The organism is Pseudomonas sp. MDT2-39-1, from assembly GCF_054898085.1.
Genome location: NZ_CM142716.1, coordinates 1,323,152 through 1,350,022, shown reverse-complemented (window position 1 = coordinate 1,350,022; position 26,871 = coordinate 1,323,152). Strand labels below are relative to the sequence as shown.

Sequence of the window (26,871 nt, the reverse complement as noted above, 5' to 3'; positions counted from 1 at the left end):
CTCGATCGCCTGCCAATTGCCTCTCAAAACAGTACAGTTTTTGCTGACACTGCACTGTACGGTCGACTATTGTGGCAACTGTCCCAGTACACTTCTAAACTGTTCCGGTATTGTTTCACACAAGAATAAAATGCCCGTGAAATCGAGTGCTGCGTCATGACCAATCTCTTGCTCTACCAACGTATTGCTCAGCAACTGGCCGAAGACATCCGACGTGGTGTCTATCAACCGGGGGAACGCGTGCCTTCGGTGCGCAAGATGAGCTCGCAGCTCAACGTCAGCCACGCGACCGTTTTGCAGGCCTACGCCAATCTTGAAGATCAGGGGCTGATCCGTGCCCGGCCGCAGTCGGGTTACTACGTGCACCAGACCCCGGCCCTGACGGCGCCAACGCCGGACATCGCCCGGGTCGAGCGGCCCGGTCTGGTCACTCGCAGCAGCATCATTCAGCAAGTGCTGGTCGAATCCCGTCGCGAGGGCGTTTTTCCCTTGGGCGCAGCGGTACCGAGCGTCGACTATCTGCCGGTCCGCGCCTTGCATCAGCAATTGGCCAAGGTCACCCGTTTCCATAGCCCGCGTGCCTTCAGCTACATGTTCAGCCCCGGTTTTGAACCGTTGCGCCGACAGGTGGCAATCCGCATGCGTGATGCCGGCGTGGTGGTTGATCCGTCCGAAGTGGTGATCACCCACGGCTGTGTCGATGCTTTGCAGATGTCTCTTCGCGTGCTGACCCGGCCGGGCGACCTGATCGCCGCCGAGTCGCCGACTTATTATGGTTTGCTGCAATTGGCCGACCTGCTAGGCCTCAAAGTCATCGAGATCCCGAGCGACCCGGCGACCGGCATGAGCCTCGAAGCCCTGCAATTGGCTGCCAACCAGTGGTCGATAAAGGCGCTGGTACTGACCACTCGTCTGAGTAATCCACTCGGCGGCACCATGCCTGAAGAGCGGCAGAAACAACTGCTGCGCCTGGCCTCGGATTTCGATATCCAGATTGTTGAAGACGATATCTACGGCGAGTTGATGTTCGAACAGGGCCGGACCAAATCGCTTAAAGCCTACGACAGGCTGGATCGGGTGATCTATTGCTCAAGCTTCTCCAAAACCCTGTCACCCGGCGTGCGGATTGGCTGGATGATCGCCGGCAAATACCAGCAAGAGATTCAGCGTTTGCAGACGTTCAGCACGCATTCGGCGTGCAGCGTTACGCAAATGGGCATCGCCGCCTACCTGGAGAATGGCGGTTACGACCGTCACCTGCGCTACATCCGACAGGAATACCGCAAGAACCTCAGCGCCTTCCAACTGGCCGTGCAGCAATATTTCCCGGAAGGCACGCAGATGACCCGGCCCACGGGCGGCTTCATTCTCTGGGTCAGTCTGCCGGGAAGGGTCAACACTCAGGAACTGCACGTACGTGCGTTGCAGCAGGGCATCAGTATCGCGCCGGGACTGATTTTCAGTAACACCGAGCAGTTCAATCACTGCATTCGCCTGAACTGCGGCACGCCCTGGAACCGTGAAGCCGAGCGTGCATTGATGACGTTGGGGATGTTGGCCACGCAGCTCTGCCAGGAGATGGCTGGCGGTTTCTGACAGAACGGCTGGTCGTTTCGTCCACGTGCTTGTCATGTTGCGTACAACAGGCGAGCATATGGCCCTCTGCCGTTAGCGTCGTTGGGTCCATGAAACCGATTTTTCCTGCCGTCTGCCTGTCGATCTGTCTCTTCATGACCGTTCATGCCCAAGGCGTCATGGCGGCTTCGACTCAGGAAAAACCGGCAGCCAGCAGCGAAACCTCGAAAAAACCAGCGCCCGTCAAGAAAACCGCTGCGGTCAAAAAGAACGCCGCGCCGGTCAAAAAGAACGCGGCAGTGGTGAAAAAACGACCGCCGATTGCCTCCAAGTCCAAACCCGACAGTGAGGTCGTGAAAACCAAGCTTCCTTCGGTCGACCTGGATTTGAGCCTGCCCCAGGACATGGCGGAGGAGCTAAAACCGATCGGTACGGTCCCATTGCCACGGCGCGACGCTGTGTTGCCACAAATGTTCGGTGACAAGAGCGCGCCGTTTCAGCTCAACGGAAGGCTGATCAGCAACGAAATGCAGTTGCAACTGCGAAACGAAGAGCGCCGTGAAGTCGAAGGCGCGGCGCTGGAATTCGAGTTCAAGCGGTAATTCCTTCCCATCTGTCACCTGCTGGCCAGACGCTTTGTCGGAGACTGGTAAGTCATGTCCGTTTGAGCGAAAAAACCCCGGTGCAGGTAATTTTAAACAACTGTTTTAGCGGTTACTCTGTGCCTCGTCTATTAACACATTGCCCGTCGCGAGGAGCTTGTCGTCATGAAATGCCGTGAAGGCTGTGGCGCCTGTTGCATTGCCCCTTCCATCAGTTCACCGATTCCCGGCATGCCCAATGGCAAAGCTGCTGGCGAACGTTGCATACAACTGTCTGTCGATAACCTGTGCAGCATTTTCGGCGATCCAAAACGTCCTGCTGTGTGTTCGGCGTTTGAAGCCGATGTCGAAGTCTGCGGAAGCAGCAGTGACGAAGCGATCAAACTGTTGGGTTGGTGGGAGCAAATGACGGCTGCGTGATGTGTTCTACGAACGGAACTTCACCAATAAGGAGTAAGACTATGGGTTCGCTGCATCGTATGGCTGTGCTGTGTGGTTTGACGGTTGTGCTGGTCACCACGGCCGCACAGGCTGAGGACTGGAAAGTTGCCAAGAATGAAGACGGCATCAAGGTGTCCCTGAGTGAAGTGGCCGGTTCCGATTACAAGGCCTACCAGGGCGTTACCCTGATGAAGACCACCATGGCCAAATTGCGCGCGCTGCAGGAAGACGTAGCAGGCGCTTGTGCCTGGATTCACGAGTGCAAAACGCAGAAATTGCTCAAGCACGAAGGCGATCAGAGCTGGACCTACACCCAATTCAATACCCCGTGGCCCGTCACACCTCGTGATTCGGTGCTGCATATCACCACCACCGAAGGCGCCGATGGCAGCCTGACCCGCAAGCTCGAAGGCGTGCCGAAGTACATTCCTGAGGAAAAGGGCTTCGTGCGGGTCACCAAGGTCGACGGTTTCTGGAAGTTCGTCCCCAAGGGTGACCAGATCGAAGTGACCTACCAAGTGCACACCGAGCCAGGTGGCAGCATTCCATCGATGGTCGCCAACAAGTTCGTGGTCGATGCGCCATTCAACACGCTCAAAGCCCTGAAAGAACGCGCCGAGAAGTAACCGCGCGCTGTTTCATGAAACGCCCCGACCTTTCGGGGCGTTTGTTTTTGCGATTATTTTGTTTCTGGATATACGTTGCACGAAATTTTCACAATGCCTCCAAGACAATTCGCCCGCGTCAGCATTGCGGGCACTAATCAATGGCAATGCAGCGGGTGATCGTGCAACATTTGCGCACCGCGCAAGCCCCGGGGCCGAAAACTGGCCAACAGAGGGCAGGGCGCCGCTTTACTTTTGAAACTTCAACTTCCAATGGGTCCTAAAACGACATGGCAATCCCGGACGCCCTGAATCAGCAGCGAGCTTCTAGTCGCCTGCTGCAACCGACCGTCAAATCGCATCTGGCCTACACGCTCTTGTGCGCCTTGGTCATGATGGTCATGTTCAGCCTGCTGCGCGTCGCGCTGCTGGTCTACAACCGCGAGATGATCCTCGACACACCGGCCTCGACCTTTTTTGAGGCGTTCGCCAATGGCCTGCGTTTCGACCTGCGCCTGGTGGTCTACCTCAGCATTCCGTTGATTCTGGCGTTGTTCAGCGCCCGGGCCATGGCCGCTCGCGGGTTCTTCCGCTTCTGGCTGACCATAGCCTCGAGCATCGCGCTGTTCCTCGGCCTGATGGAGATGGATTTCTACCGCGAGTTCCACCAGCGCCTCAACGGCCTCGTCTTCCAGTACGTGAAGGAAGACCCGAAAACCGTGATGAGCATGCTCTGGTACGGTTTTCCCGTGGTTCGCTACCTGCTGGCCTGGGCGTTCGGCACGTTGATCCTGACTCTCGCATTCAAGGGCGCCGACCGTGCGACCCGTCCACGCGGTCCGTTCAGCGGCGGCAGCATCGGCACGCGCCAGATCGCCCCGTGGTATGCGCGCAGCGTCGTATTCGTAGTCTGCCTGCTGGTCTGCGTGGTCGCCGCTCGTGGCACCCTGCGGCAGGGCCCGCCAATGCGTTGGGGTGACGTTTACACCACCGATTCGAACTTCGCCAACCAGTTGGGCCTCAACGGCACCCTGTCGCTGATCGCGGCGGCCAAGAGCCGGATGTCCGAAGATCGCGACAACATCTGGAAAGCCACAGTGGAACAGCCACTGGCTCAGCAGACCGTGCGCGATATGTTGCTGACCCCAAGCGACAAACTGGTGGATGGTGAAACCGCGGCCGTGCGTCGTAACTACTCCCCGGCCGCTGACAAGACCCTGCCGATCAAGAACGTCGTCGTGATCCTGATGGAAAGCTTCGCCGGTCACTCGGTGGGCGCGCTGGGTCGTCCGGGTAATGTCACACCGTACTTCGACAAACTGTCGAAAGAAGGTCTGCTGTTCGACCGTTTCTTCTCCAACGGTACTCACACCCACCAGGGCATGTTTGCCACCATGGCCTGCTTCCCGAACCTGCCAGGTTTCGAATACCTGATGCAGACCCCGGAAGGCAGCCACAAACTGTCCGGCCTGCCACAGTTGCTCAGCGCCCGTGACTACGACGATGTGTACGTTTACAACGGTGACTTCGCCTGGGACAACCAGTCGGGTTTCTTCAGCAACCAGGGCATGACCAACTTCATCGGGCGTAAGGACTTCGTTAACCCGGTGTTCTCCGACCCGACTTGGGGCGTGTCCGACCAGGACATGTTCAACCGCGGTCTGGAAGAGTTGAAAGCCCGCGATGGCAAGGACAAAAAACCGTTTTATGCCTTGCTGCAAACCCTGTCCAACCACACGCCGTACGCCTTGCCGACGCCTTTGCCGGTCGAGCGCGTGACCGACCGTGGCAGCCTCAACGAACATTTGACCGCCATGCGTTACTCTGACTGGGCGCTGGGTCAGTTCTTCGAGAAGGCGCGTAAAGAGCCGTACTTCAAGGAAACCCTGTTCGTGGTGGTCGGCGACCATGGTTTCGGCAACGAGCAGCAGATCACCGAAATGGACCTGGGCCGTTTCAACGTACCGATGTTGCTGATCGGGCCGGGCGTTCAGGAAAAATTCGGTCAGGTCGACCACACTGTGGGCACGCAGATCGACATCGTGCCGACCATCATGGGTCGCATCGGCGGCGACGTGCTTCACCAGTGCTGGGGTCGTGACTTGCTGAACCTGCCGGAAGGCGACAAGGGCTTTGGCGTGATCAAGCCATCGGGTAGCGATCAAACCGTAGCGTTGCTGACCGCGGATCGCGTGTTGGTGCTGCCTAAGGAAATGCCGCCCAAGCTGTATCAGTACGAACTGGGCGTCAATCCGAAAGGTGAAGTGATTCCAGCGTCGGCTGACGAAGCGGCACTGAAGCAAAAGCTTGAGTCGTTCATCCAGACGGCCACCAAGAGCCTGATCGACAACACCGCCGGTGTGGTTGACGGCAAGCCGGACTAAGTTTTCGGCGCAATAAAAAAGAGGCCCTTTTTCAAGGGCCTCTTTTTTTGACCTGGATTTTTATATCTTGCCAAGTAACAGCAGAATCAACAGCACCACCAACACCACGCCGATGATACCCGACGGGCCATAACCCCAACTTCTTGAGTGTGGAAAGACCGGCAAACCACCTACCAGCAGGAGAATCAGAATTACGATAAGAATTGTGCCCATGTCTATTTCCTTGTTGGAAGTGTTCTGGAATGACCTAGCTTTTAACTGTCAGCTGGACTGTAGTAATCCCGAGCTGCTTACAAAATCCGACTCTCGCGAGTGTCAGAAAATTCCAAGTTTTTTTAATGTTTTTCGAAGAAAGCCTTATTTCGTTTTTGCAGCGTTAGTTGATTCAGGCGCTCCCGCGGTTTGCTCGGACCATTCAGCAATCTGATGGAGCGTGGGTCGCGCAATGTCCTTCGCTACACTCAGCGCATCTTCCCCCGGAACAACAAGGCTGTTTGCTATGCAAAATCGCATGATGATCACTGGCGCGGGCTCAGGCCTGGGTCGCGAAATCGCGCTGCGCTGGGCGCGTGAAGGCTGGCAGCTGGCCTTGTCGGATGTCAGCGAGCCCGGTCTGCAGGAAACCCTGAAGCTGGTTCGTGAAGCGGGCGGCGACGGTTTTATCCAGCGTTGCGACGTGCGCGATTACAGCCAGCTGACGGCCTTCGCCCAAGCGTGCGAACAGAAACTTGGCGGCATCGATGTCATCGTCAACAACGCCGGGGTGGCCTCAGGCGGGTTCTTCAGTGAACTGTCCCTGGAAGACTGGGACTGGCAGATCGCAATCAACCTGATGGGCGTGGTCAAGGGCTGCAAAGCCTTCCTGCCGCTGCTGGAAAAAAGCAAAGGCAAGATCATCAACATCGCGTCGATGGCCGCCCTGATGCAAGGCCCGGCCATGAGCAACTACAACGTGGCCAAGGCCGGCGTGGTGGCGTTGTCCGAAAGCCTGCTGGTCGAACTGGCGCAGCAGGAAGTGGGCGTGCACGTGGTTTGCCCGTCGTTTTTCCAGACCAACTTGCTGGACTCCTTCCGCGGCCCGACCCCGGCCATGAAAGCCCAGGTCGGCAAACTACTGGAAAGCTCGCCGATCACCGCGACCGACATTGCCGATTACATCTATGAGCACGTCGCTGCTAATGAATTCATGATCCTGCCCCACGAGCAGGGCCGCATGGCCTGGGCGCTCAAGCAGAAAAACCCGCTACTGCTCTACAACGAAATGACCGTCATGGCCGACAAAATGCGCGCCAAGGCCAAACAAAACGCAGGCTGAACTTGCCCGTGCGCAACACCGTCGTTAGGGTGGCCGCAACCGGCCATCCTCACGAGACGTCTGCATGCTCAATTACCTGTGGTTTTTCCTCGCGGCGCTGTTCGAAATCGCCGGCTGCTTCGCGTTCTGGATGTGGCTGCGCCAAGGTAAAAGCGTTTGGTGGGTGGTACCGGCGCTGCTCAGTCTGACGTTGTTCGCGCTATTGCTGACCCGTGTCGAGGCGACTTACGCCGGTCGCGCCTATGCCGCCTACGGGGGCATTTACATCGTCGCGTCGATCGGTTGGTTGGCGGTGGTCGAGCGCATTCGTCCCTTGGGCTCGGACTGGCTGGGTGTGGCGCTGTGCGTGATCGGTGCAAGCGTGATTCTGTTCGGCCCACGTTTTTCCGCTTCCTGACGGCATTCAAAGAATTTGTCAGACGTTTCCGTAAGGGGCGATCGTCCTGCGCTGTAGGGCGGGACTGATTTGCCGTCGTTGCATTGAAGAGCGGCTGTGCGACAGGCATCTTCAAGGGCCGTTAACCCTGAAGGATGAATGCCATGCTTGTACTCAGTCGCGTTGTGGGCGAGATGATTTCCATCGGTGACAACATTTCAGTGCGCATCATCGCCGTCAACGGAGGCAGCGTGCGCTTCGGCGTCGAAGCGCCACAAAACGTCAATGTGCATCGGGCCGAGGTTTATGATCGCATCCAGATCAAACTGGCCAAAACCAAAGGACGCTGAGCGTCTCAGTCGAACAGGTGCTTGGGTACGTCATGCTTGAGCATCAACTGGCATTGCTCGCTGTCCGGATCGAAAACAATCAGCGCCTGCCCCTTGGTCAATGCCTGGCGAACACGCAGTACGCGGGTTTCCAGCGGCGTGTCATCACCATTGTCCGTACCGTCGCGGGTCACGAAATCCTCGATCAGGCGGGTCAGGGTGTCGACTTCAAGTTGGTCGTACGGAATCAGCATAGGCACCTCGGCTAAACAATGTCGCGATGCTACGGCGAATGAAGGATCGCGGCTAGCCCGGAGCTGATGTAGTGCCTGATCTGCCGCCTTTGCGGGCAAGCCTCGCTCCTACAGTTATGTGTTAATACGCGAAACCTGTAGGAGCGAGGCTTGCCCGCGAAGGCGATCCCTCAAACGATGAAAAAGCCATGGTCAGCTATCTGTTCGCTGCCCAACCAGGCTATCCACCGACGGCACCCGCGTATCGCTTTCCATCTGCGTGTCATGTTCGATCTGATGACTGAACCGGTCCAGCGAGCCCTTCGCAGGCTGAGCATCACTGGCAAACACCGGCGGGCTCAGAATGTAGGCGCCGAGCAGACGGCTCAAGGCCGCCAGGCTGTCGATGTGCGTACGTTCGTAACCGTGAGTGGCATCGCAGCCGAAGGCGAGCAGGGCGGTGCGAATGTCGTGCCCGGCAGTGACCGCCGAATGCGCATCGCTGAAGTAATAGCGAAACAGATCGCGGCGCACCGGCAACTCGTTGTCACTGGCCAATCTCAGCAGGTGCCGCGATAGGTGATAGTCGTAAGGACCGCCGGAATCCTGCATTGCCACGCTCACCGCGTGTTCGCTGGAATGCTGGCCGGGCGCAACCGGCGCGATGTCGATGCCGACGAATTCGCTGACGTCCCAAGGTAAGGCGGCCGCCGCGCCGCTGCCGGTTTCCTCGGTGATGGTGAACAGGGGATGACAATCGATCATCAACTCTTCACCGCTGTCGACGATCGCCTTCATCGCCGCCAGTAGCGCCGCAACGCCGGCCTTGTCGTCAAGGTGACGGGCGCTGATGTGGCCGCTTTCAGTGAACTCCGGCAACGGGTCAAAAGCGACGAAATCGCCAACGCTGATCCCCAGGGAATCGCAGTCGGCGCGGGTGGCGCAGTAAGCGTCAAGACGCAATTCGACGTGATCCCAGCTGATTGGCATTTCATCCACGGCGGTGTTGAACGCGTGCCCCGAGGCCATCAACGGCAACACGCTGCCGCGAATCACACCGTTGTCGGTGAACAGGCTGACGCGGCTGCCCTCGGCAAAACGGCTGGACCAGCAACCGACCGGGGCGAGGGTCAGGCGCCCGTTGTCTTTCACCGCGCGAACCGCCGCGCCGATGGTGTCGAGGTGAGCGGAGACCGCACGGTCCGGGCTGTTTTTCTTGCCCTTGAGGGTCGCGCGGATCGTGCCGCGCCGGGTCATCTCAAAGGGAATGCCCAGCTCTTCAAGGCGTTCGGCGACGTAACGCACGATGGTGTCGGTAAACCCGGTCGGGCTGGGAATGGCGAGCATTTCCAGCAGGACTTTTTGCAGGTAGTTGAGATCCGGTTCCGGGATTTTGCTGGTCATGGAAACTCCTGATGAGTTGAGGGCATCGATGGTTTCGATGAGGAGAAAGGATTGGGTGCCTGACCTGACGCCTTCGCGAGCAAGCCCGCTCCCACCTTTTGAAATGCATTCCCCTGTGGGAGCGGCGGTGCGACGATTCGACTTGCTCGCGAAGGCGTCAGTCCAGACGACACATGACTAGGAAACCGCCGGCTGACTATGCGGAAACAACAAATCCACAAACCGCTCCGCCGTCGGCTGCGGTTCATGGTTGGCCAGCCCGGCGCGTTCGTTGGCTTCGATAAACACGTACTCCGGTTGATCGGCGGCAGGCACCATCAGGTCGAGCCCGACCATTGGGATATCCAGCGCCCGTGCAGCCCGTACGGCGGCATCGACCAGGGTCGGATGCAAAATCGCCGTGACATCTTCAAGAACGCCTCCGGTATGAAGATTCGCCGTACGCCGTACGAACAGATGCTCACCGGCCGGCAGAATGCTGCTGTAGTCATAGCCCGCCGCCTGCAACGTGCGCTCGGTCTCGTGGTCCTGCGGGATTTTGCTTTCACCGCTGGTGGCAGCCTGCCGGCGTCGGCTCTGCGCTTCGATCAAGGCGCCGATGGAATGCTGACCATCGCCCACCACTTCGGCAGGCCGGCGGATCGCCGCGGCGACCACCTCGAAACCGATCACCACAATCCGCAAATCAAGACCTTCGTGAAAGCTTTCCAGCAGTACGCGGCTGTCGAATTGTCGGGCGGCTTCGATCGCTTGCTGGACCTCTTCGATGGTCCGCAAATCCACCGCGACACCTTGGCCCTGTTCGCCATCCAGTGGCTTGACCACCACCCGCTCGTGCTCGTCGAGAAACGCCAGATTGTCATCGGCGTTGCCGGCAAGTTGCTGCGAGGGCAGGTTCAAACCGGCGGCCTTGAGCACTTTGTGCGTCAGGCTTTTGTCCTGGCACAGGCTCATGCTGATGGCGCTGGTCAGGTCGCTCAGGGATTCGCGGCAACGCACCCGGCGCCCGCCATGACTGAGGGTGAACATCCCGGCGTCGGCGTCATCGACGTGCACATCTATCCCACGTCGATGGGCTTCCTCGACAATGATCCGTGCATACGGGTTGAACTCGGCTTCGGGGCCAGGGCCAAGGAACAGCGGCTGATTGATGCCGTTCTTACGCTTGATGGCAAAGGTCGACAGGTTGCGAAAGCCGAGCTTGGCGTAAAGACTTTTCGCCTGCCGGTTGTCGTGCAATACCGACAAGTCCAGATAGCTCAGCCCACGGCTCATAAAGTGCTCGATCAAGTGCCGCACCAGCACTTCACCGACGCCGGGGCGCGAACAGTGCGGATCGACTGCCAGGCACCACAAACTGCTGCCGTTCTCCGGGTCGTTGAACGCCTTGTGATGATTGAGGCCCATGACGCTGCCGATGATCGCGCCGCTGTCTTCATCTTCGGCCAGCCAATACACTGGGCCGCCCTGATGGCGCGGGGTCAGCAGATTCGCATCGATCGGCAACATGCCGCGCGCCTGGTACAACTGATTGATCGCCTGCCAGTCCGTCTCGCTTTGCGCCCGGCGAATACGAAAGCCGCGAAACACCCGGGTTGACTGACGGTAATCGCTGAACCACAAACGCAAGGTGTCGGAGGGGTCGAGAAACAGTTGCGCCGGCTCCAGCCCCAACACTTGCTGGGGCGCCGCAACGTACAAGGCGATGTCGCGCTCACCGGTCTGCTCGTTGAGCAGCTCCTGGGCCAGGCTCGCCGGATCGGGGAACGTGTGGCCGATCAGCAATCGGCCCCAGCCGCAATGCACGACGATTGGCGCCGCACCCAGTTCACTGCCGTCTTCGGCCAGGCGCGCCTGCAAGCGTTCATAAGAGGGCGCCTGACCGCGCAACAGGCGTTGGCTATACGCCGTGGCGTGAGGTTTCATCGATCAGATTCCTTGTTCACTGAACCACAGGTTCAGGGCCGCCAATTGCCACAGCTTGGAGCCGCGCAACGGGGTCAACTGGCCTTGCGGATCGGTCAGCAGGCGGTCGAGCATGGCCGGGTTGAACAGGCCGCGATCCTGGCTTGGATCAAGCAGCAGTTCGCGCACCCAGTTCAGCGTGTCGCCCTGCAAATGCTTCAGGCCAGGGACCGGGAAGTAACCTTTTTTTCGGTCAATCACTTCACTCGGAATCACCCGTCGCGCAGCTTCTTTCAACACTTGCTTGCCGCCATCCGGCAGTTTGAATTTGCCGGGCACCCGGGCTGACAGTTCCACTAGGCGATAGTCAAGAAACGGCGTACGCGCTTCCAGGCCCCAGGCCATGGTCATGTTGTCGACGCGTTTGACCGGGTCGTCCACCAGCATCACCGTGCTGTCCAGACGCAAGGCTTTGTCCACCGCCGCATCGGCGCCGGGTTGTGCGAAATGCTCCTTCACGAAGTCACCGGCTGCGTCATTCGCCGTCAGCCATTTCGGTTGCACGGTGGCGGCGTAATCCTCGTAGCTGCGGTCGAAGAACGCATCGCGATAGGCCGCGTACGGATCGGCGGCGCCATCGACTTGCGGATACCAGTGATAACCGGCGAACAATTCGTCCGCACCCTGGCCGCTCTGCACCACTTTGCAATGCTTGGCCACTTCCCGGGACAGCAAGTAAAAGGCGATGCAGTCATGGCTGACCATCGGCTCGCTCATGGCGCGGAACGCCGCGGGCAGTTGCTCGATGATCTCTTTCTCATCGATGCGCAGTTGGTGGTGCTGCGTGTTGTAGTGCTTGGCGATCAAGTCCGAATACTGGAACTCATCGCCACGTTCGCCGCCGGCATCCTGAAAACCGATGGAGAAGGTCGACAGATTCTCCACGCCGACTTCACGTAACAGGCCCACCAACATGCTCGAATCGACACCGCCCGAAAGCAGTACGCCGACGTCCACGGCCGCACGTTGACGAATCGCCACCGCGTCGCGGGTGCTGTCGAGTACGCGGTCACGCCAGTCTTCGAGTGTCAGATTCATCTCGTCGGCGTGTGGGCCGTAGGGCAGGGTCCACCAGGTTTTCTGCTCGGTGCTGCCGTCCGCTTCGATGCGCATCCACGTTGCAGGCGGCAGTTTTTCGATGCCGGCCAGCAAGGTGCGCGGGGCAGGAACCACCGCGTGGAAATTCAGATAGTGATTGAGCGCCACCGGGTCGAGGATCGGGTTGATGTCGCCGCCCTTGAGCAACGCCGGTAACGCCGAGGCGAAGCGCAGGCGCTGGCCGGTGCGCGACAGGTACAGCGGCTTCACGCCGAGACGGTCACGAGCGATAAACAGACGCTTGGCGTCACGCTCCCAGATGGCGAAGGCGAACATGCCATTGAGTTTCGGCAGCAGCGCTTCACCCCAGGCGTGATAGCCCTTGAGCAGCACCTCGGTGTCACCACCGGAATAGAAGGCATAGCCGAGGCTTTCAAGCTCGGTGCGCAGTTCCGGGAAGTTGTAAATCGCGCCGTTGAAGGCCAGGGACAAGCCCAACTGGTTGTCGACCATCGGCTGAGCCGAGCCGTCCGACAGGTCCATGATTTTCAGGCGACGGTGGCCCAAGGCAATCGGCCCTTGGCTGTGAAAGCCCCACGCATCCGGACCGCGAGGGGCCAAGTGATGGGTGATTCGTTCAACGGCCGCGAGGTCCGCAGGTTGTTGATCAAAGCGTAACTCGCCAGCTAATCCGCACATAAAGTCCTTACCGGTTTTTCCGTTGGGGAGGGTTTATCGATACCCGGCCAAAACGGCGGGTACTCAGAAACTGACCCGCCTCGGTTGTGGGAGTTTTAGAACGATGGGTTATAAGCAGGGATTGCTGGACGGCTGGCAGGCACGGCAGAAATGACTTTGGCCGTGGCGGTAATTATTGCTGGGATGCATAGAAGTTGCTGCTTGGATGCGCTGCAGTTCGACCCGGTATTCGAATTATCAATTGCCTGCCGGGCTTCCTAAACTGAGCGTCTCTTATCGCAATAAGGATATTGCTCATGCTGGCTACGACTGCCAAAACCGCCCCGGTAGCGGTGCCAATGACATCGGCACAACGTCTCGAGGCGTTGTTGGAACACACTGGCGATCTGGATAAGGCGCAAGTGCTGCAAGCGTCTATTCCACAATGGTTGGCGACTGCAGATCTGAGCGTGGTACAGGCTCTGAAGGTTGCGTTCGAGCAGTCTTTTGTTGCCCAGGGCAAGGTCACAGAGGCGCTCAAAAAGCTCAAGCCGTTGGACGCGTTCTGCAAAGAGCAACTGACCGGGTTCCTCAAGGGTAAATGGACGATCGATTTCGACGTCAATCGGGACACGCTGGACATCACAAAAAAAACCTACACCTCAACAGGTGTGCTCCCAGTCATCGGCTCCACGGATAAAGAAACTACCACCTCACGCAGCCTGCTCCAGGCGGCCATGGAGAACTTCACCTCTGAGGAAGCGACGAGCGGCGGTATTCCTGCGGAGTCGGTCATACGAATCAATGAACAGGCCCAGTCAGGCGCTGAAATAACCCCTGAAAAATTCGCCGCACTCTGTCGTGAACTCGACCTGGGTGCCCGCTATCAGCGCCATATCGACGAGGCCTTGGCATTGCCGGCCAAACCCGCAAATGATGCGCCTGTCGATAATCGGGCCAGCGTCGCGGATATCCGGCGGTTGAAGGTGCTGGACATGCGAGTCGCCCTCCACATGGCCTCTCTGAAGAAGGCCATCACGCCCGCTGCTTACACGATGCTGCTGAGTGTGATCGATCAGGATCTCCCTGCGGCTCAAACCAAGGATGCTCTTTTTGATGGCGGGCCGGTGCAGTGGCAGGGCTTGATGATTCATGACACCTGCATCTGTGGGGCACTGGTCTTTACCAAAGCCTCCATCGATACCGAGCCGAAGGCCCGATGTGTGGTTTACATGCCGAACGAACCCCGGCGACCGCTGTATGAATACGCCTCGCTGGATGAGTTCAAGGTCTACCTTACCCTCCACTTGCAAAGCAAAAGCTACAGAAAAACGTTCGCCGAGCAGTACCTGCACGGCCACGATAAAACCGGGTTTTTTACCCGGTTTGACAAGGGCAAGTCCTTGGGTACGCTCGCTGCTGCTCCTGCCGACACTTGCCTGGCCGATTTTTTCTTCAGTACTTTTGTCAGCATGACTCAAAAAGACGCGCGAACTCTTGCCGTGCCGACTGAAGATGTCGATGAGCAACAACGGGAAAAAACCCTTCAGACATTGCTGGATGGCGGTCTTCTTCTACTAAACGCAGCCGCTTTTTTCATACCCGTAATCGGCCAATTTATGCTGGCTTCGGCGGTCGTCGACATCGTCAGTGAGGTGTATGAAGGTGTGGTTGACTGGACGCACGGCGAGCGGACCGAGGCGTTGTCCCATTTGCTCAGTGTTCTGGAAAACGTCGCTCAGCTGGCAGCGTTTGCTGTCGGCGGAAAAATCATCGCGACAGCTGTCAGCAAGGGCGCGAAGGAGCAGGCGGCATTCTTCGACGGTTTCGAGGCTGTCACTCGCGCTGATGGCAAAGCAAGGTTATGGAAACCCGACCTCGAACTCTATAAACAGACCACGGCTCTGCCAGTCGACGTGCAACCCGATTCGCAAGGGCTTTACCGGCATGGCGGTCTGACTTCGATCGTCATGGAGGGAGCACCCTATCGAGTCACCCGCAACGCTGCGGGATCGGCATGGACCCTCAATCATCCTGTGCGCACTGACGCCTATCAGCCTGCGGTCGAGCGAAATGTGGAAGGTGGCTGGCGGCATGCCTATGAGCATGCGCACGAGTGGCGCGACGGTGCTTATGCATTGGGACGAACAGACCCGCGTCTGAGCAATCACGGCAGTGATCTGGAAGCGATTGCCGACATTACCGACATGACGCCTGACACGTTGCACCAGCTCCATGAAAGCCACCTCAAGTTACCGCAGCGGCTGAACGACTGTGTCGAGCGCTTCAGGATTGACCGGCGCATCACCGCGATGGTCGCGGCAATGGAGCGGGGAGAGACCGAGAACAAGGATTTCATTCAGGAGCAACTTCATACACTGCCGAGGCTGCCCGGCTGGCCAGCGGAGCGCTTCATTGAAGTGCGCGACAAGGAGGACCTGGTCTTGTCCCGCTTCCCCGAGACAGCACCACACGATGATGACGTCAACAGCGTGCACGTTCATCAGTCGGATCTGGATTCGGGGAAGCTGCTCGATACCGTCATCAGTGGTCTCTATCCGGCAGAAGTGGAGGGCATTCTCGGTCGTACGACCACTGAATCGAAATCGCAGCTGTTGGCAAAGCAGATCGCGACAAGCCTCAAGCGTCATCGCCAGCCGCTGTTTCAGTGGCTTTATAAAAACTGGGACGGCACCGCCACCGGTGACGTGGCGATACTGCGCGAACACGCCGCTGACCTTCCCACACAGGTGTGTCAGGAATTGCTGGAAAACGCCTCTGGCAGGGATCGCAGCTTTCTGCGTGACCGCAAGATCCTCGGAGTGGATCTCGCCGGGCAGGTCAGTGAGGCACAGGCGGTGATCAGGCTGGACCGTGCGCTCACCGGGTTGCATCTCCCGCAGCTGGCCAATGCCGACACTGACAAGCTGACGATCGGGCTGATGGATAGGGTGCAAGGCTGGGATGACAGCGGTCGACTTGAGGTGCGACAGGGTTCAGTGACCGGCACCTTGCTGGACAGCGTGGGCGAAGCGGATGCGCTGTCACGCGGGGTAATCGTCAAGACGTCCAACGGCTATCAAGTCAACCAAACCAATGGCAATGTGTCTAGCACAGCAGTGAGCGAAACGCTGCTTGAGTCGATACTGGATGCATTGTCTGCCACCCAGCGCACCCGCATGGGATTCACTGGCACCGACAGGCTGGATATCCCGACGCTACGGTCACGCCTGTCGAGGGCCGCCACCGGCGATCCGGCACGTGCCGGCCGGGTGCTACGGGGGGAGCGCAGTGAAACACCGAAGCACCTTTCTGCCTGTGTCCAGGCGGATCCCCCCACCGCGGGCTCTTATGCAAAGGGCTTGATTCGTAAAGTCAGAAAGCTCTATCCGCTGTTCACCGATGCCCAGGTTTCGTCGTTTCTCGACAGCGCCGGCAGCACCCAGATGCAGCGGGTGAATCGAATCAAGGAGCTGCAACAGCAACTGAAAAACCTGCTCGGCGTGTTGCACACCTGGCGTGACGATGAAGTGGCAATGAAGAAGCTGCCGGGGCAGCTCAACGATATCCGTGTCAGTCGTCGTCAGGTGGCCAATGCCATCGAAAAATGCTGGCGCCGGATAGCGTGGCAAAATCAGCCTTCTGCAACGCTCGCGCTGGAGCGCAATCCTGTAGGTCCGTTGCCAACGCTGACCGAACAGGATGTCGCCCATGTGCGCAGCCTTTCAGTCAAGGACATGCAGGCGGGCGATGAACTGGCGTATTTCCTCAAATCGTTCAAAGGACTTGTCACCCTGAAACTGGACCGCAATCAACTCACACGATTGCCTGAAGTGTTGTCGCACATGCCTGATCTTGAGTATTTGAGCCTGGAGGGCAATCAGATACAACTGACCGAACACACCTTGCGCAAACTGGCCGACATGCGCAATTTGCGCACGTTGGGGCTGAGCGGCAATCGCTTGGGGGCCACAATTGATGTCAGCAAAATGCTGGATCTGAAAGAGCTGTTACTGCGCGATACCCACGCTACGGAACTGCCTGTCGGGCTTGCCCGCTTGCCGTATCTGGACTTGGTGGACCTGCGAGGAAACCAGATTCGGGAGTTGCCGCAATGGCTGTTCCAACTCCCTCAGCGATTCGCTCGGGCGATCAACTTGCGCCATAACCCCATATCCGCGGCGAGCCGTACAAGGCTAATTACCTACCGTAACAGTATGGGCGTCGGGATGGGGCTGCTGCCAAATGATACTGCGGTGCTCGATGATCAAAGAGCTCGAGACCTGTGGATGCCAAAGCCGGTTGAAGAGACCTATGCCAGTCGTAATCGTGCATGGCTGGCGCTGAAGAACGAACCCGGATCGAAAGAATTCTTTGAATTGCTGGCAGAAGTCGGGAGCTCGGCGGATAGCCGCTTTGTGAACGAAGACATGACCCGGCGCGTCTGGAGTGTCATTGAGGCGACTCGGACGGACTCGGCGTTATGCACCCAATTGCTGTCGATGGCAGTGAAAGCCAATTGCGCTGATGACGCGGCGACGCTCTTCAGTAATCTTGAGGTCACCGTCGAGATCGACAGGGTGGTTCGACAGTCCGCCAACGCCCATGATCAGGCCGCTCGGCTACTGAGACTTGGGCGAAGCCTGTTCCGTCTGGATTATCTTTCCAGAATGGCTAGGGAAAAGGCCCAAGCCAATCCTGCACTCGATGCAGTGGAAGTAGAGCTGGCTTATCGCACTGGCCTGGCCGACAGGCTCGAACTGGTCGGTCAGCCCCGGCATATGCGTTATGCATCACTAAGTGGCGTAACAGCAAAGGATCTGGATGCTGCCTACAACAAGGTCATTACCGCAGAAATCTCACCTGAGCTATCGACTTACATCCGTGGCCGCACGTTCTGGAGCGACTTTTTGCGACAGCATCATGGCAAACAATTCACCGACCTGACTGCGCCCTTTCACGTGCGGATGGAGACAGCCTTTGAAAACGAGGCGACGCTTGGCGCAAACTACCGAACGCAGGTCGACGGCATCGCCGAAGAATTGAACAAAGCCGAGACTGCTATGTTGAAGCTTCTGACCGAGAAGGCCATGAAGGCTGACGAGTCAAGGACTTGCTTTGCACTGGACTGAACGCCTCAGGCCTTGCCTCGAATCAGTCGCCGCAAGGCAAAGCGATTCGGATGACACGCCTCGGCCACGGCTCTGGGCAATGGCAGCGGCTCGTTGTCGAGCCAGGCTGCTAGCAACTCGCCTGACAACGGCGCGGTAATCAGCCCTCGCGAACCGTGGCCGCTGTTGACGTACAAGCCGTCCAGCCATGGGCAAGGGATGTCCGGCGTTTGCCGGGCATCTTTGCTCAGGGCGATGTAGGCGTCGGCGAAGGCCTGGCTGTCAGCCAAAGGGCCGACGATCGGCAGGTAATCCGGGCTGGTGCAGCGAAATGCGGCGCGACCTTCAAGTGCATCGGGTTGCAAGGTGTCAGCACCGAGTCGAGCGACCAGATCCACCGAAATTTCTTCGAGCATCTGCAGGTTGCCGGCGTGCTCGGCGGTGGTGGGCGTCAGGTCGTCGTTGTTGAAATCGAAACTCGCACCCAGGGTGTGTTCACCCAGGCGGGCCGGCGCAACATAACCCTCGGCGCACACCACGGTGCTCAGGTTTTGGCTCGCCGGTGTCTGGGGCAAGCGGGTGATCTGTCCGCGAATACGTTTGAGCGGCAAATCGCTGCTGAAGTCGAAACGCTTGATGTCGGCCGCACCGGCCAGCACCACCACCGGCGCGTTGGCCAGCAACGTGTTGCCATCCCACGCTTGCCATTGCCCCTCGACACGACGCAATTCCAGTACATCGTGATGGGGCAGGAGCTGGATATCCGGATGCGCGGCTTGCCATGCGCACAGGGCTGGCGGATGCACCCAGCCGCCTTCGGGGTAAAACAGACCGCCCGATTGCAACGCGATACCCGCGCGAATCTCGGCGTGTTCTCGATCGAGTGTGTGCAGCAAGTCTGCGGGGAACGCTTGCGCCAATTGCGCCTGTCGTTCCGCTTCCTTGGCGTTGAAGGCCAGTTGCAGCACGCCGCAATCGTCCCAGTCGACGCTGCGCTGCAAATGCTCCAGCAGGCGCCGGGTGTGGCCGAAACCACTGACAATCAACTGTGACAATGCCGTGCCATGGGCCGAAAGCTTGAGGTACAGAACACCCTGTGGATTACCCGAGGCTTCCTGCGCCAACGCATCGTGCCGCTCCAGCAAACTGACGCGCCAACCCCGCGCCGCCAGGCTGGCGGCGGTGGCGCAACCGGCCAGGCCTGCGCCGATCACCAGGGCATGACGTTCGCCGGTCAAGGGTGTCGGGCGTGCAAACCAGGGTTTGGGGGCGGCGGCTGTCGGGGCGTCTTCAGGCCAGCCGAGAAACACGCCGCGCAGGATTTCCCATTTGTGGCCGATGCCGGGCGTGCGCTTCATCTTGAAACCCGCCGCGTTCAGCAGACGGCGTACCCAACCGGTACTGGTGAAAGTGCTGAGGGTCGATCCGGGCGCGGCCAGACGCGCCAGTTCGGCGAACAGTTCGGCGGTCCACATGTCGGGGTTTTTTGCCGGGGCGAAGCCGTCGAGAAACCAGGCATCAATCTGCGCGTCCAGTTGCGGCAATTGCTCCAGCGCATCACCGATCAGCAGTGTCAGGGTGACGCGACCGTTGTCCAGCACCAGTCGCTGGAAGCCTTGATGGATCGCCACGTATTGCGCCAGCAATTGATCGGCAAACGGCTTGAGCTCTGGCCATAAGGCCAAGGCCCGCTGCAAGTCTGGTTGGCTCAGCGGGTACTTTTCGACGCTGACAAAATGCAGTCGCGCACCGGTCACCGCGTGCTGCTCGAACAACTGCCAGGCGCAGAGGAAGTTAAGCCCGGTGCCAAAACCGGTTTCGCCAATGACCAATCGACCGCCGTCCGGCAACGCGGCAAAGCGTTCACGCAAACCGTTCTGTTCGAGGAATACGTAACGGGTTTCCTCAAGGCCTGACTTGTCCGAAAAATAGACGTCGTCGAACTCCCGCGAATACGGGCGACCCTGGTCATCCCAGTCGAGTTGGGCGTGAGGCAATACAGGTTTCATGGCAGGCTCGGCAACGGCAAGGCGGCCATTCTAGCTGATCGACGTGGCGGTGCCTGCACGACCGCCGACTCGCAGAAAATCCATAGCAGCTGCCGAGGCACGAGGCTGCATTGCGTGTCCGCAGGACCGCCCTTGAGGGTCGCTGCGCAGCCCAACGCAGCCTCCTGCCTCGGCAGCTGCTACAGGGAACTGTGGTTGCGGTGAAGAAATGGATTTCTCCCACGCTGACGAGGTCAATCCGCTAGTCTTGCTCAATCTGGGAAGGGAGCCATTCATGTTCGAATCTGCTGAAATCGGTCACGCCATCGACAAAGAAACCTATGAAGCTGAAGAACCGGCGCTGCGTGAAGCGTTGCTCGAAGCGCAGTTCGAACTTCAGCAGCAAAAGCGCTTTCCGGTGATCATCCTGATCAACGGCATCGAAGGCGCCGGCAAGGGCGAGACGGTCAAGTTGCTCAACGAGTGGATGGACCCGCGCCTGATCGAAGTCCGCACCTTCGATCAGCAGACCGACGAGGAGCTGGCGCGCCCTCCGGCCTGGCGGTATTGGCGGATGCTCCCGGCCAAGGGGCGCATGGGTATTTTCTTCGGCAACTGGTACAGCCAGATGCTGCAGGGCCGGGTCCATGGGTTGTTCAAGGACGCGGTGCTGGATCAAGCGATCAACCAGTCCGAGCGTTTTGAAAAAATGCTCTGCGACGAGGGCGCGCTGATCTTCAAGTTCTGGTTTCACCTCTCCAAGAAGCAAATGAAGGCGCGTCTCAAGGCACTCGCCGACGACCCCTTGCACAGCTGGCGTATCAGCCCGCTGGACTGGCAACAATCGCGGACCTACGACAAATTCGTGAAGTACGGCGAGCGGGTGTTGCGCCGCACCAGCCGCGACTACGCACCCTGGCATGTGATTGAAGGCGTGGATGCGCATTACCGCAGCCTGGCGGTGGGCAAAATCCTGCTCGAAGGTCTGCAAAGTGCCTTGAAGCGATCCAGGATTCATCCCGCCAAAGTCAACGCTGCGCCGCTGCCGATCCATGTCGATCAGTTGAGCCTGCTCGACAGCCTCGACTTGAGCCAGCGCCTGGACAAGGACGATTACGAAGAACAACTGATTACCGAGCAGGCGCGCTTCTCGGGCCTGATGCGCGACAAGCGCATGCGCCAACACGCCTTGGTCGCGGTGTTCGAAGGCAATGATGCGGCCGGCAAGGGAGGGGCGATTCGTCGCGTCGCGGCGGCGCTCGATCCACGCCAATACAGCATCGTGCCGATTGCCGCGCCCACCGAGGAGGAACGGGCGCAACCGTATTTGTGGCGCTTCTGGCGGCACCTTCCGGCCAAGGGCAAGTTCACGGTGTTCGATCGTTCCTGGTACGGGCGTGTGCTGGTGGAGCGTGTCGAAGGCTTCTGTCCACCGGCGGACTGGCTGCGGGCCTACAGCGAGATCAATGATTTCGAAGAGCAGATTTCCGAGTCGGGCCTCATCGTGGTCAAGTTCTGGCTGGCCATCGACAAACAGACGCAACTGGAGCGTTTCGAGGCGCGGGAAGAAATTCCCTTCAAACGTTTCAAGATCACTGAAGACGACTGGCGCAACCGGGACAAGTGGGACGCTTACCGTGCGGCCGTCGGCGATATGGTTGACCGCACCAGCACCGAAATCTCGCCGTGGACCTTGGTAGAGGCCAATGACAAGCGCTGGGCCCGGGTCAAGGTCCTGCGCACGATCAACCATGCGCTGGAAGAAGCGTTCGAGAAATCAGACAAGCACGACAGGATGGGTAAAAAACACAAGTCGTGAGCCGATGGTTACGCATACGCGGGGTGAATGATTGTCGCGGTCGGTTATGGGGTGGACTTATGCTCGGTCCACTCTCAACCCACAACAACAATGAGGTATGCCATGCGTGAAGTGGTGATCGTCGACAGCGTGCGGACCGGCTTGGCCAAATCCTTTCGCGGCAAGTTCAACCAAACCCGTCCGGATGACATGGCGGTGCATTGTGTCGATGCCTTGTTGGCGCGCACAGGGATCGATCCGGCCAGCGTTGAGGATTGCATCGTCGGCGCGGGCTCCAACGAAGGCGCCCAGGGTTACAACATCGGTCGCAACGTCGCGGTGATGTCGCGTCTGGGCACCGGCACCGCCGGTATGACCCTCAACCGTTTCTGCTCGTCGGGCTTGCAGGCCATCGCCATCGCCGCCAACCAGATCGCCTCGGGCTGCAGCGACATCATCGTGGCCGGTGGCGTCGAATCCATCAGCCTGACCATGAAAAGCGTCAACACCGACAACCTGATCAACCCGCTCCTGAAAGAGCAGGTGCCGGGCATCTATTTCCCGATGGGCCAGACCGCCGAAATCGTCGCACGTCGTTACAGCATCAGTCGCCAGGAGCAGGATCTGTACGCCCTGCAAAGTCAGCAACGTACTGCCCAGGCTCAGGCCGCTGGCTTGTTCGATGATGAAATCGTGCCGATGGCGGTGAAGTACCGGGTTGAAGACAAGGCCACCGGTCAGATCCAGATCCTCGACGGGATCGTCGATCGCGACGACTGCAACCGCCCGGACACCACCCTGGAAAGCCTGGCCGGGTTGAAACCGGTGTTTGCCGAGGACGGTTCGGTGACGGCGGGTAACTCGTCGCAACTGTCTGATGGCGCTTCGATGACGCTGGTCATGAGCCTGGAAAAAGCCCTGGCACTGGGACTCAAGCCAAAGGCGTTCTTCCGTGGTTTCGCGGTGGCCGGGTGCGAGCCGGACGAGATGGGCATCGGTCCGGTGTTCTCGGTGCCGAAATTGCTCAAGGCCAAAGGCTTGCAGGTGGCCGACATTGATCTCTGGGAACTCAACGAAGCGTTTGCCTCTCAGTGCCTGTACAGCCGCAACCGCCTCGAGATCGATAACGACAAGTACAACGTCAATGGCGGCTCGATTTCCATCGGCCACCCGTTCGGCATGACCGGTTCGCGTCAGGTCGGGCACATCGTGCGGGAGTTGCAGCGACGCAATTTGCGTTACGGCGTCGTCACCATGTGCGTGGGTGGCGGGATGGGGGCGACCGGGTTGTTTGAAGCGGTGCGATAGGCCATTCAATATGTGCTGAATGTTTAATCGCCTTCGCGAGCAAGCCCGCTCCCACAGTTGACCGCATTCCTATGGGGAACTCGGTCTAGTGTGGGAGCGGGCTTGCTCGCGAAGGCCGCACCTCGGTCAACGGTGGGCACCCAAAACCTGCATCCGCGCAATGTAGGCCTGAATCTCCCGCTCTGCCGACTGCGGATTATCAAACGGCCCCTCCAGCGTGTTTTCCCGGGTGCTGAAAAACAATTCCCCGTTCACACGGCACACTCGGTCGCAGCGAAAGTGCGTGGCGGGGGCGGTGTCCTGGGCGCGCATGCCGTACATGGCTATCTCCTGAAGGATGTTCCTGTTGGTGGATCCAAGGAGATTATGCATGAACCACTTGCGGCGCCTGACCAACTGATCGACGGCACATCGCCAAATGAATGGTGCGACCTGCACAGTTTCATTCGCGGTCAGTCGCCAACTGTCCCTGTGTCGCGCCGGGGTCTGCGCCTAGAATGGTGTTTCTTGCCATCTGGCTTTGGGGTTCGCATGCACATTTCATCCGGTCGCTGGGTTTACGGTCTGTCCCTGGCCTTGCTGACCGCGCTGCTGTGGGGAATCCTGCCGATCAAACTCAAACAAGTCCTGCTGGTGATGGACCCGGTGACGGTGACCTGGTTTCGCCTGACGGTGTCCGGTGGGTGCCTGTTCATCTATCTGGCGGCGACCAAACGCCTGCCGAGCCGCAAAGTCCTCGGCCCGCGCGGTGGCTGGCTGGTGTTGATGGCGGTGCTTGGTCTGGTCGGCAACTACGTGTTGTACCTGATGGGCTTGAACCTGCTCAGCCCCGGCACCGCGCAACTGGTGGTGCAGATGGGCCCGATCATGTTGCTGATCGCCAGTTTGTTTGTGTTCAAGGAACGGTTCAGTGTGGGGCAGGGGATGGGTCTGCTGGTGCTGCTGATTGGCTTCGCACTCTTCTTTAATCAACGCTTGACCGAGTTGTTGACCTCGTTGACCGATTACACCGCAGGCGTGTTGCTGGTGCTGTTGGCGTCGACGGTCTGGACGTTTTACGCGCTGGGGCAGAAGCAATTGCTGACGGTATGGAACTCGTTGCAGGTGATGATGGTGATCTACCTGTTCTGCGCGCTGTTGCTGACGCCGTGGGTGCATCCGCTGGAGGCACTGCAATTGAGCCCGCTGCAAGGCTGGTTGTTGCTGGCGTGCTGCATGAACACCCTGATCGCCTATGGCGCATTTGCCGAAGCGCTGGCCCATTGGGAAGCTTCGCGGGTGAGTGCGACGCTGGCGATTACGCCGTTGGTGACGTTTGGCGCGGTGGCCGTGGCGGCGTGGGCGTGGCCGGAGTACGTGCATGCCGAGACGATCAATGGTCTGGGGTATGGCGGGGCGGTGTTGGTGGTGGTGGGTTCAGCGTTGGTGGCGTTGGGGCCGTCGCTGATTGCCGGGCTCAAGGCGCGCAAGGTGCGGATGGCGGCCAGTTAGACCGCGTTATCGTTCTTCGCGGGCAAGCCTCGCTCCTACAGAAGATCTATGTCGCACTTCATTCCCTGTAGGAGCGAGGCTTGCCCGCGAAGACTGACTGTCAGGCGCTGAAAATCTTAACCCTTGGCACCCGCTTCCAGCATATTCTCCGGCCTCACCCAGGCATCAAACTGCTCATCCGTCAGATACCCCAGCTGCAACGCCGCCTCACGCAGTGTCAGTCCTTCGTTGTAGGCCTTCTTGGCAATCTCCGCCGATTTGTCGTAGCCGATGTGCGGGTTCAGCGCCGTCACCAGCATCAACCCACGCTCCAGGTGTTCAGCCATTTTCGGCGCATCCGGCTCAAGCCCTGCGATGCAGTGCTGCTGGAAGTTGCTGCAGCCATCGCCCAGCAGGCGGATCGATTGCAGCAAGTTGTGGATGATCACCGGTTTGAACACGTTCAGCTGCAAGTGCCCCTGACTCGCCGCAAAACCAATGGCGACGTCATTGCCCAAAACCTGACATGCCAGCATCGACAGCGCTTCGCACTGGGTCGGATTGACCTTGCCCGGCATGATTGAGCTGCCCGGTTCGTTGGCTGGCAGCTTCACTTCGGCGAAACCTGCGCGCGGCCCGGAACCCAGCAGACGCAGGTCGTTGGCGATTTTCATCAGGCTCACGGCAAGGGTTTTCAGCGCCCCCGACAGGGTGGTCAACGGCTCATGGCCGGCCAGCGCGGCAAACTTGTTCGGTGCGGTGACGAACGGCAAGCCGGAAAGGGCGGCCAACTCTGCAGCGATCGCCTCGCCAAAACCGTGGGGTGAGTTCAGCCCGGTGCCGACCGCCGTGCCGCCCTGCGCCAGTTCACAGACCGCCGGCAGTGCGCTGCGGATCGCCCGTTCGGCGTAATCCAGTTGCGCGATGAACGCCGAGAGTTCCTGGCCGAAGGTGATCGGCGTGGCGTCCATCATATGGGTACGGCCGGTCTTGACCAGTTTCATGTGTCGCGCCGACAACTCGGCCAACCCGCCAGAGAGCTCACTGATCGCCGGCAGCAAATGCTGCTGCACCGCCTGAACGGCGGCAATGTGCATGGCGGTCGGGAAGCAATCATTGGAGCTTTGGGAGCGGTTGACGTGATCGTTAGGGTGAACCGGTGATTTGCCGCCGCGAGGGTTACCGGCCAGTTCATTGGCGCGTCCGGCGATCACTTCGTTGACGTTCATGTTGCTCTGGGTGCCGCTGCCGGTCTGCCAGACCACCAGCGGGAACTGGTCGTCGTGGCTGCCGTCGAGCACTTCGTCGGCGGCCTGTTCGATCAGGCGGGCGATGTCGGCAGGCAGATCACCGTTGCGGTCATTGACCCGCGCCGCGGCTTTCTTGATCAGGGCCAATGCGTGCAGCACGGCCAACGGCATACGTTCGTTGCCAATGGCGAAATTAATCAGCGAGCGTTGCGTCTGAGCGCCCCAGTAGGCTTCATCCGGGACTTCCACCTGGCCAAGGCTGTCGGTTTCGATACGGCTCATCTTGCACACTCCTGTAAGTCGATAGCGCAGTTTAGGCCGTGATCGCCGGCCGTGGTTCCATTAGTCTGGATTTTGACCGCTCAACGCCTCTAATTCAGGCCCGACAAGGCTTGGGGTTGAGTGACACACTTTTTTAGGCGCAGAATGGACGCCCTTGGGGTTTTACCTCGCCTGCTAGAAAAGGAAACTCGATGACTCGTCTTCGTGCCATCTGTACCGCGGTTGCACTGGTTTGCGCCAGCGGCCCTGTTTTTGCCGATACCGCCAGCCACAACGCCAGTGCCGAAGCTTTCCTGACCCTGGCGCACGCTGACAAATTGGGCACTCCGGTGTACATGCAAGTGCAGCAAATGTTCGCTCAGCGCTTTGAACAGACCAAAGCCCCTGAGTCGAAAAAAGCCTTGCTGGAAACCTACCAGGCCAAAGCCAACGCCGCGTTGGACCAAGCCATTGGCTGGAACAAGCTGAAGCCGGACATGGTCAAGCTCTACACCACCAACTTCAGCGAATCCGAGCTCAAAGACCTGGTCGCGTTCTACAAGTCGCCACTGGGCAAGAAAGTCCTGGAAAAAATGCCGCAGCTGACTCAGCAATCGGCCCAGATGACTCAAGCCAAGCTGGAAAGCGCGGTGCCTGTGGTCAACAAACTGCTGGCTGACATGACTGCCGAGCTGGAGCCTAAAGGCGCCGCCGCTCCAGCCAAGAAAAAGCCTTAAGCG

21 protein-coding genes are annotated in these 26,871 nt (G+C 59.1%); 13 read left to right on the top strand and 8 right to left on the bottom strand.

Annotated features, from left to right (window positions below):
- Nucleotides 1-156: 156 nt before the first annotated feature.
- The 5 genes from ACYZTM_RS06660 to ACYZTM_RS06640 all read left to right on the top strand — a co-directional run bounded on the left by ACYZTM_RS06660 (nt 157) and on the right by ACYZTM_RS06640 (nt 5,607).
- Nucleotides 157-1,596, top strand: coding sequence for an aminotransferase-like domain-containing protein (locus tag ACYZTM_RS06660; RefSeq protein ID WP_028620632.1), 1,440 nt, complete (start codon nt 157-159; stop codon nt 1,594-1,596).
- A gap of 89 nt (nt 1,597-1,685) precedes the next feature.
- Complete coding sequence (locus ACYZTM_RS06655; protein ID WP_461987754.1) at nt 1,686-2,177, top strand: translation initiation factor 2; 492 nt, start codon at nt 1,686-1,688, stop codon at nt 2,175-2,177.
- Between the two features lie 165 nt (nt 2,178-2,342).
- A complete protein-coding gene (locus ACYZTM_RS06650; protein ID WP_131061338.1) occupies nt 2,343-2,597 on the top strand; it encodes a YkgJ family cysteine cluster protein in 255 nt (84 codons plus the stop codon).
- Between the two features lie 41 nt (nt 2,598-2,638).
- Nucleotides 2,639-3,244, top strand: a complete 606-nt coding sequence (locus ACYZTM_RS06645) for an START domain-containing protein (protein WP_461987752.1) — start codon at nt 2,639-2,641, stop codon at nt 3,242-3,244.
- Between the two features lie 269 nt (nt 3,245-3,513).
- Complete coding sequence (locus tag ACYZTM_RS06640; RefSeq protein ID WP_461987750.1) at nt 3,514-5,607, top strand: LTA synthase family protein; 2,094 nt, start codon at nt 3,514-3,516, stop codon at nt 5,605-5,607.
- Nucleotides 5,608-5,667: 60 nt separating this feature from the next.
- On the opposite strand, the gene ACYZTM_RS06635 is transcribed toward ACYZTM_RS06640, so the two are convergent.
- Complete coding sequence (locus ACYZTM_RS06635) at nt 5,668-5,826, bottom strand: DUF3309 family protein (RefSeq protein WP_169858239.1); 159 nt, start codon at nt 5,824-5,826, stop codon at nt 5,668-5,670.
- A 280-nt stretch (nt 5,827-6,106) separates the two neighbouring features.
- On the opposite strand from ACYZTM_RS06635, the gene ACYZTM_RS06630 reads away from it, so the two are divergent.
- The 3 genes from ACYZTM_RS06630 to csrA all read left to right on the top strand — a co-directional run bounded on the left by ACYZTM_RS06630 (nt 6,107) and on the right by csrA (nt 7,648).
- Nucleotides 6,107-6,922, top strand: a complete 816-nt coding sequence (locus tag ACYZTM_RS06630; protein ID WP_461987748.1) for an SDR family oxidoreductase — start codon at nt 6,107-6,109, stop codon at nt 6,920-6,922.
- 64 nt (nt 6,923-6,986) lie between these two features.
- Nucleotides 6,987-7,319, top strand: coding sequence for a YnfA family protein (locus ACYZTM_RS06625; RefSeq protein ID WP_131061342.1), 333 nt, complete (start codon nt 6,987-6,989; stop codon nt 7,317-7,319).
- 143 nt (nt 7,320-7,462) lie between these two features.
- Nucleotides 7,463-7,648, top strand: a complete 186-nt coding sequence (gene csrA, locus ACYZTM_RS06620) for a carbon storage regulator CsrA (RefSeq protein WP_131061343.1) — start codon at nt 7,463-7,465, stop codon at nt 7,646-7,648.
- A gap of 5 nt (nt 7,649-7,653) precedes the next feature.
- Here csrA and ACYZTM_RS06615 read toward each other — a convergent pair whose 3' ends face one another.
- The 4 genes from ACYZTM_RS06615 to ACYZTM_RS06600 form a co-directional block, all read right to left on the bottom strand.
- Complete coding sequence (locus ACYZTM_RS06615; protein ID WP_010461751.1) at nt 7,654-7,881, bottom strand: YheU family protein; 228 nt, start codon at nt 7,879-7,881, stop codon at nt 7,654-7,656.
- A gap of 192 nt (nt 7,882-8,073) precedes the next feature.
- Nucleotides 8,074-9,264, bottom strand: a complete 1,191-nt coding sequence (locus ACYZTM_RS06610; protein WP_461987746.1) for an osmoprotectant NAGGN system M42 family peptidase — start codon at nt 9,262-9,264, stop codon at nt 8,074-8,076.
- A 177-nt stretch (nt 9,265-9,441) separates the two neighbouring features.
- A complete protein-coding gene (gene ngg, locus ACYZTM_RS06605) occupies nt 9,442-11,190 on the bottom strand; it encodes an N-acetylglutaminylglutamine synthetase (RefSeq protein WP_461987744.1) in 1,749 nt (582 codons plus the stop codon).
- 3 nt (nt 11,191-11,193) lie between these two features.
- Nucleotides 11,194-12,966, bottom strand: a complete 1,773-nt coding sequence (locus ACYZTM_RS06600; protein WP_461987742.1) for an N-acetylglutaminylglutamine amidotransferase — start codon at nt 12,964-12,966, stop codon at nt 11,194-11,196.
- A gap of 296 nt (nt 12,967-13,262) precedes the next feature.
- Between ACYZTM_RS06600 and ACYZTM_RS06595 the strand changes: the two genes are divergently transcribed.
- Nucleotides 13,263-18,077: an NEL-type E3 ubiquitin ligase domain-containing protein gene (locus tag ACYZTM_RS06595; protein WP_461987740.1), complete on the top strand. Its 4,815-nt coding sequence runs from the start codon at nt 13,263-13,265 to the stop codon at nt 18,075-18,077.
- 5 nt (nt 18,078-18,082) lie between these two features.
- Here ACYZTM_RS06595 and mnmC read toward each other — a convergent pair whose 3' ends face one another.
- On the bottom strand, nt 18,083-20,065 hold the full coding sequence (gene mnmC, locus ACYZTM_RS06590; protein WP_461987738.1) for a bifunctional tRNA (5-methylaminomethyl-2-thiouridine)(34)-methyltransferase MnmC2/FAD-dependent 5-carboxymethylaminomethyl-2-thiouridine(34) oxidoreductase MnmC1: 1,983 nt from the start codon (nt 20,063-20,065) through the stop codon (nt 18,083-18,085).
- Between the two features lie 274 nt (nt 20,066-20,339).
- Here mnmC and pap point away from each other — a divergent pair, with 274 nt between their 5' ends.
- A complete protein-coding gene (pap, locus tag ACYZTM_RS06585; RefSeq protein ID WP_131061349.1) occupies nt 20,340-21,863 on the top strand; it encodes a polyphosphate:AMP phosphotransferase in 1,524 nt (507 codons plus the stop codon).
- Nucleotides 21,864-21,965: 102 nt separating this feature from the next.
- Nucleotides 21,966-23,150 carry a thiolase family protein gene (locus ACYZTM_RS06580; protein ID WP_461987736.1) on the top strand — a complete coding sequence of 395 codons (1,185 nt, stop codon included), beginning with the start codon at nt 21,966-21,968 and terminating at the stop codon, nt 23,148-23,150.
- Nucleotides 23,151-23,276: 126 nt separating this feature from the next.
- Here the strand turns inward: ACYZTM_RS06580 and ACYZTM_RS06575 are convergent, their stop codons facing one another.
- Nucleotides 23,277-23,471 (bottom strand): DUF6316 family protein, encoded by a 195-nt coding sequence (locus ACYZTM_RS06575; protein WP_131061351.1) that lies wholly within the window; start codon nt 23,469-23,471, stop codon nt 23,277-23,279.
- A gap of 210 nt (nt 23,472-23,681) precedes the next feature.
- Between ACYZTM_RS06575 and ACYZTM_RS06570 the strand changes: the two genes are divergently transcribed.
- Nucleotides 23,682-24,641 (top strand): DMT family transporter, encoded by a 960-nt coding sequence (locus tag ACYZTM_RS06570; protein ID WP_131061352.1) that lies wholly within the window; start codon nt 23,682-23,684, stop codon nt 24,639-24,641.
- 116 nt (nt 24,642-24,757) lie between these two features.
- Here the strand turns inward: ACYZTM_RS06570 and ACYZTM_RS06565 are convergent, their stop codons facing one another.
- Nucleotides 24,758-26,152 (bottom strand): class II fumarate hydratase, encoded by a 1,395-nt coding sequence (locus tag ACYZTM_RS06565; RefSeq protein ID WP_461987733.1) that lies wholly within the window; start codon nt 26,150-26,152, stop codon nt 24,758-24,760.
- Nucleotides 26,153-26,343: 191 nt separating this feature from the next.
- On the opposite strand from ACYZTM_RS06565, the gene ACYZTM_RS06560 reads away from it, so the two are divergent.
- On the top strand, nt 26,344-26,868 hold the full coding sequence (locus ACYZTM_RS06560; RefSeq protein ID WP_109633752.1) for a DUF2059 domain-containing protein: 525 nt from the start codon (nt 26,344-26,346) through the stop codon (nt 26,866-26,868).
- The last annotated feature ends 3 nt before the right edge of the window (nt 26,869-26,871 follow it).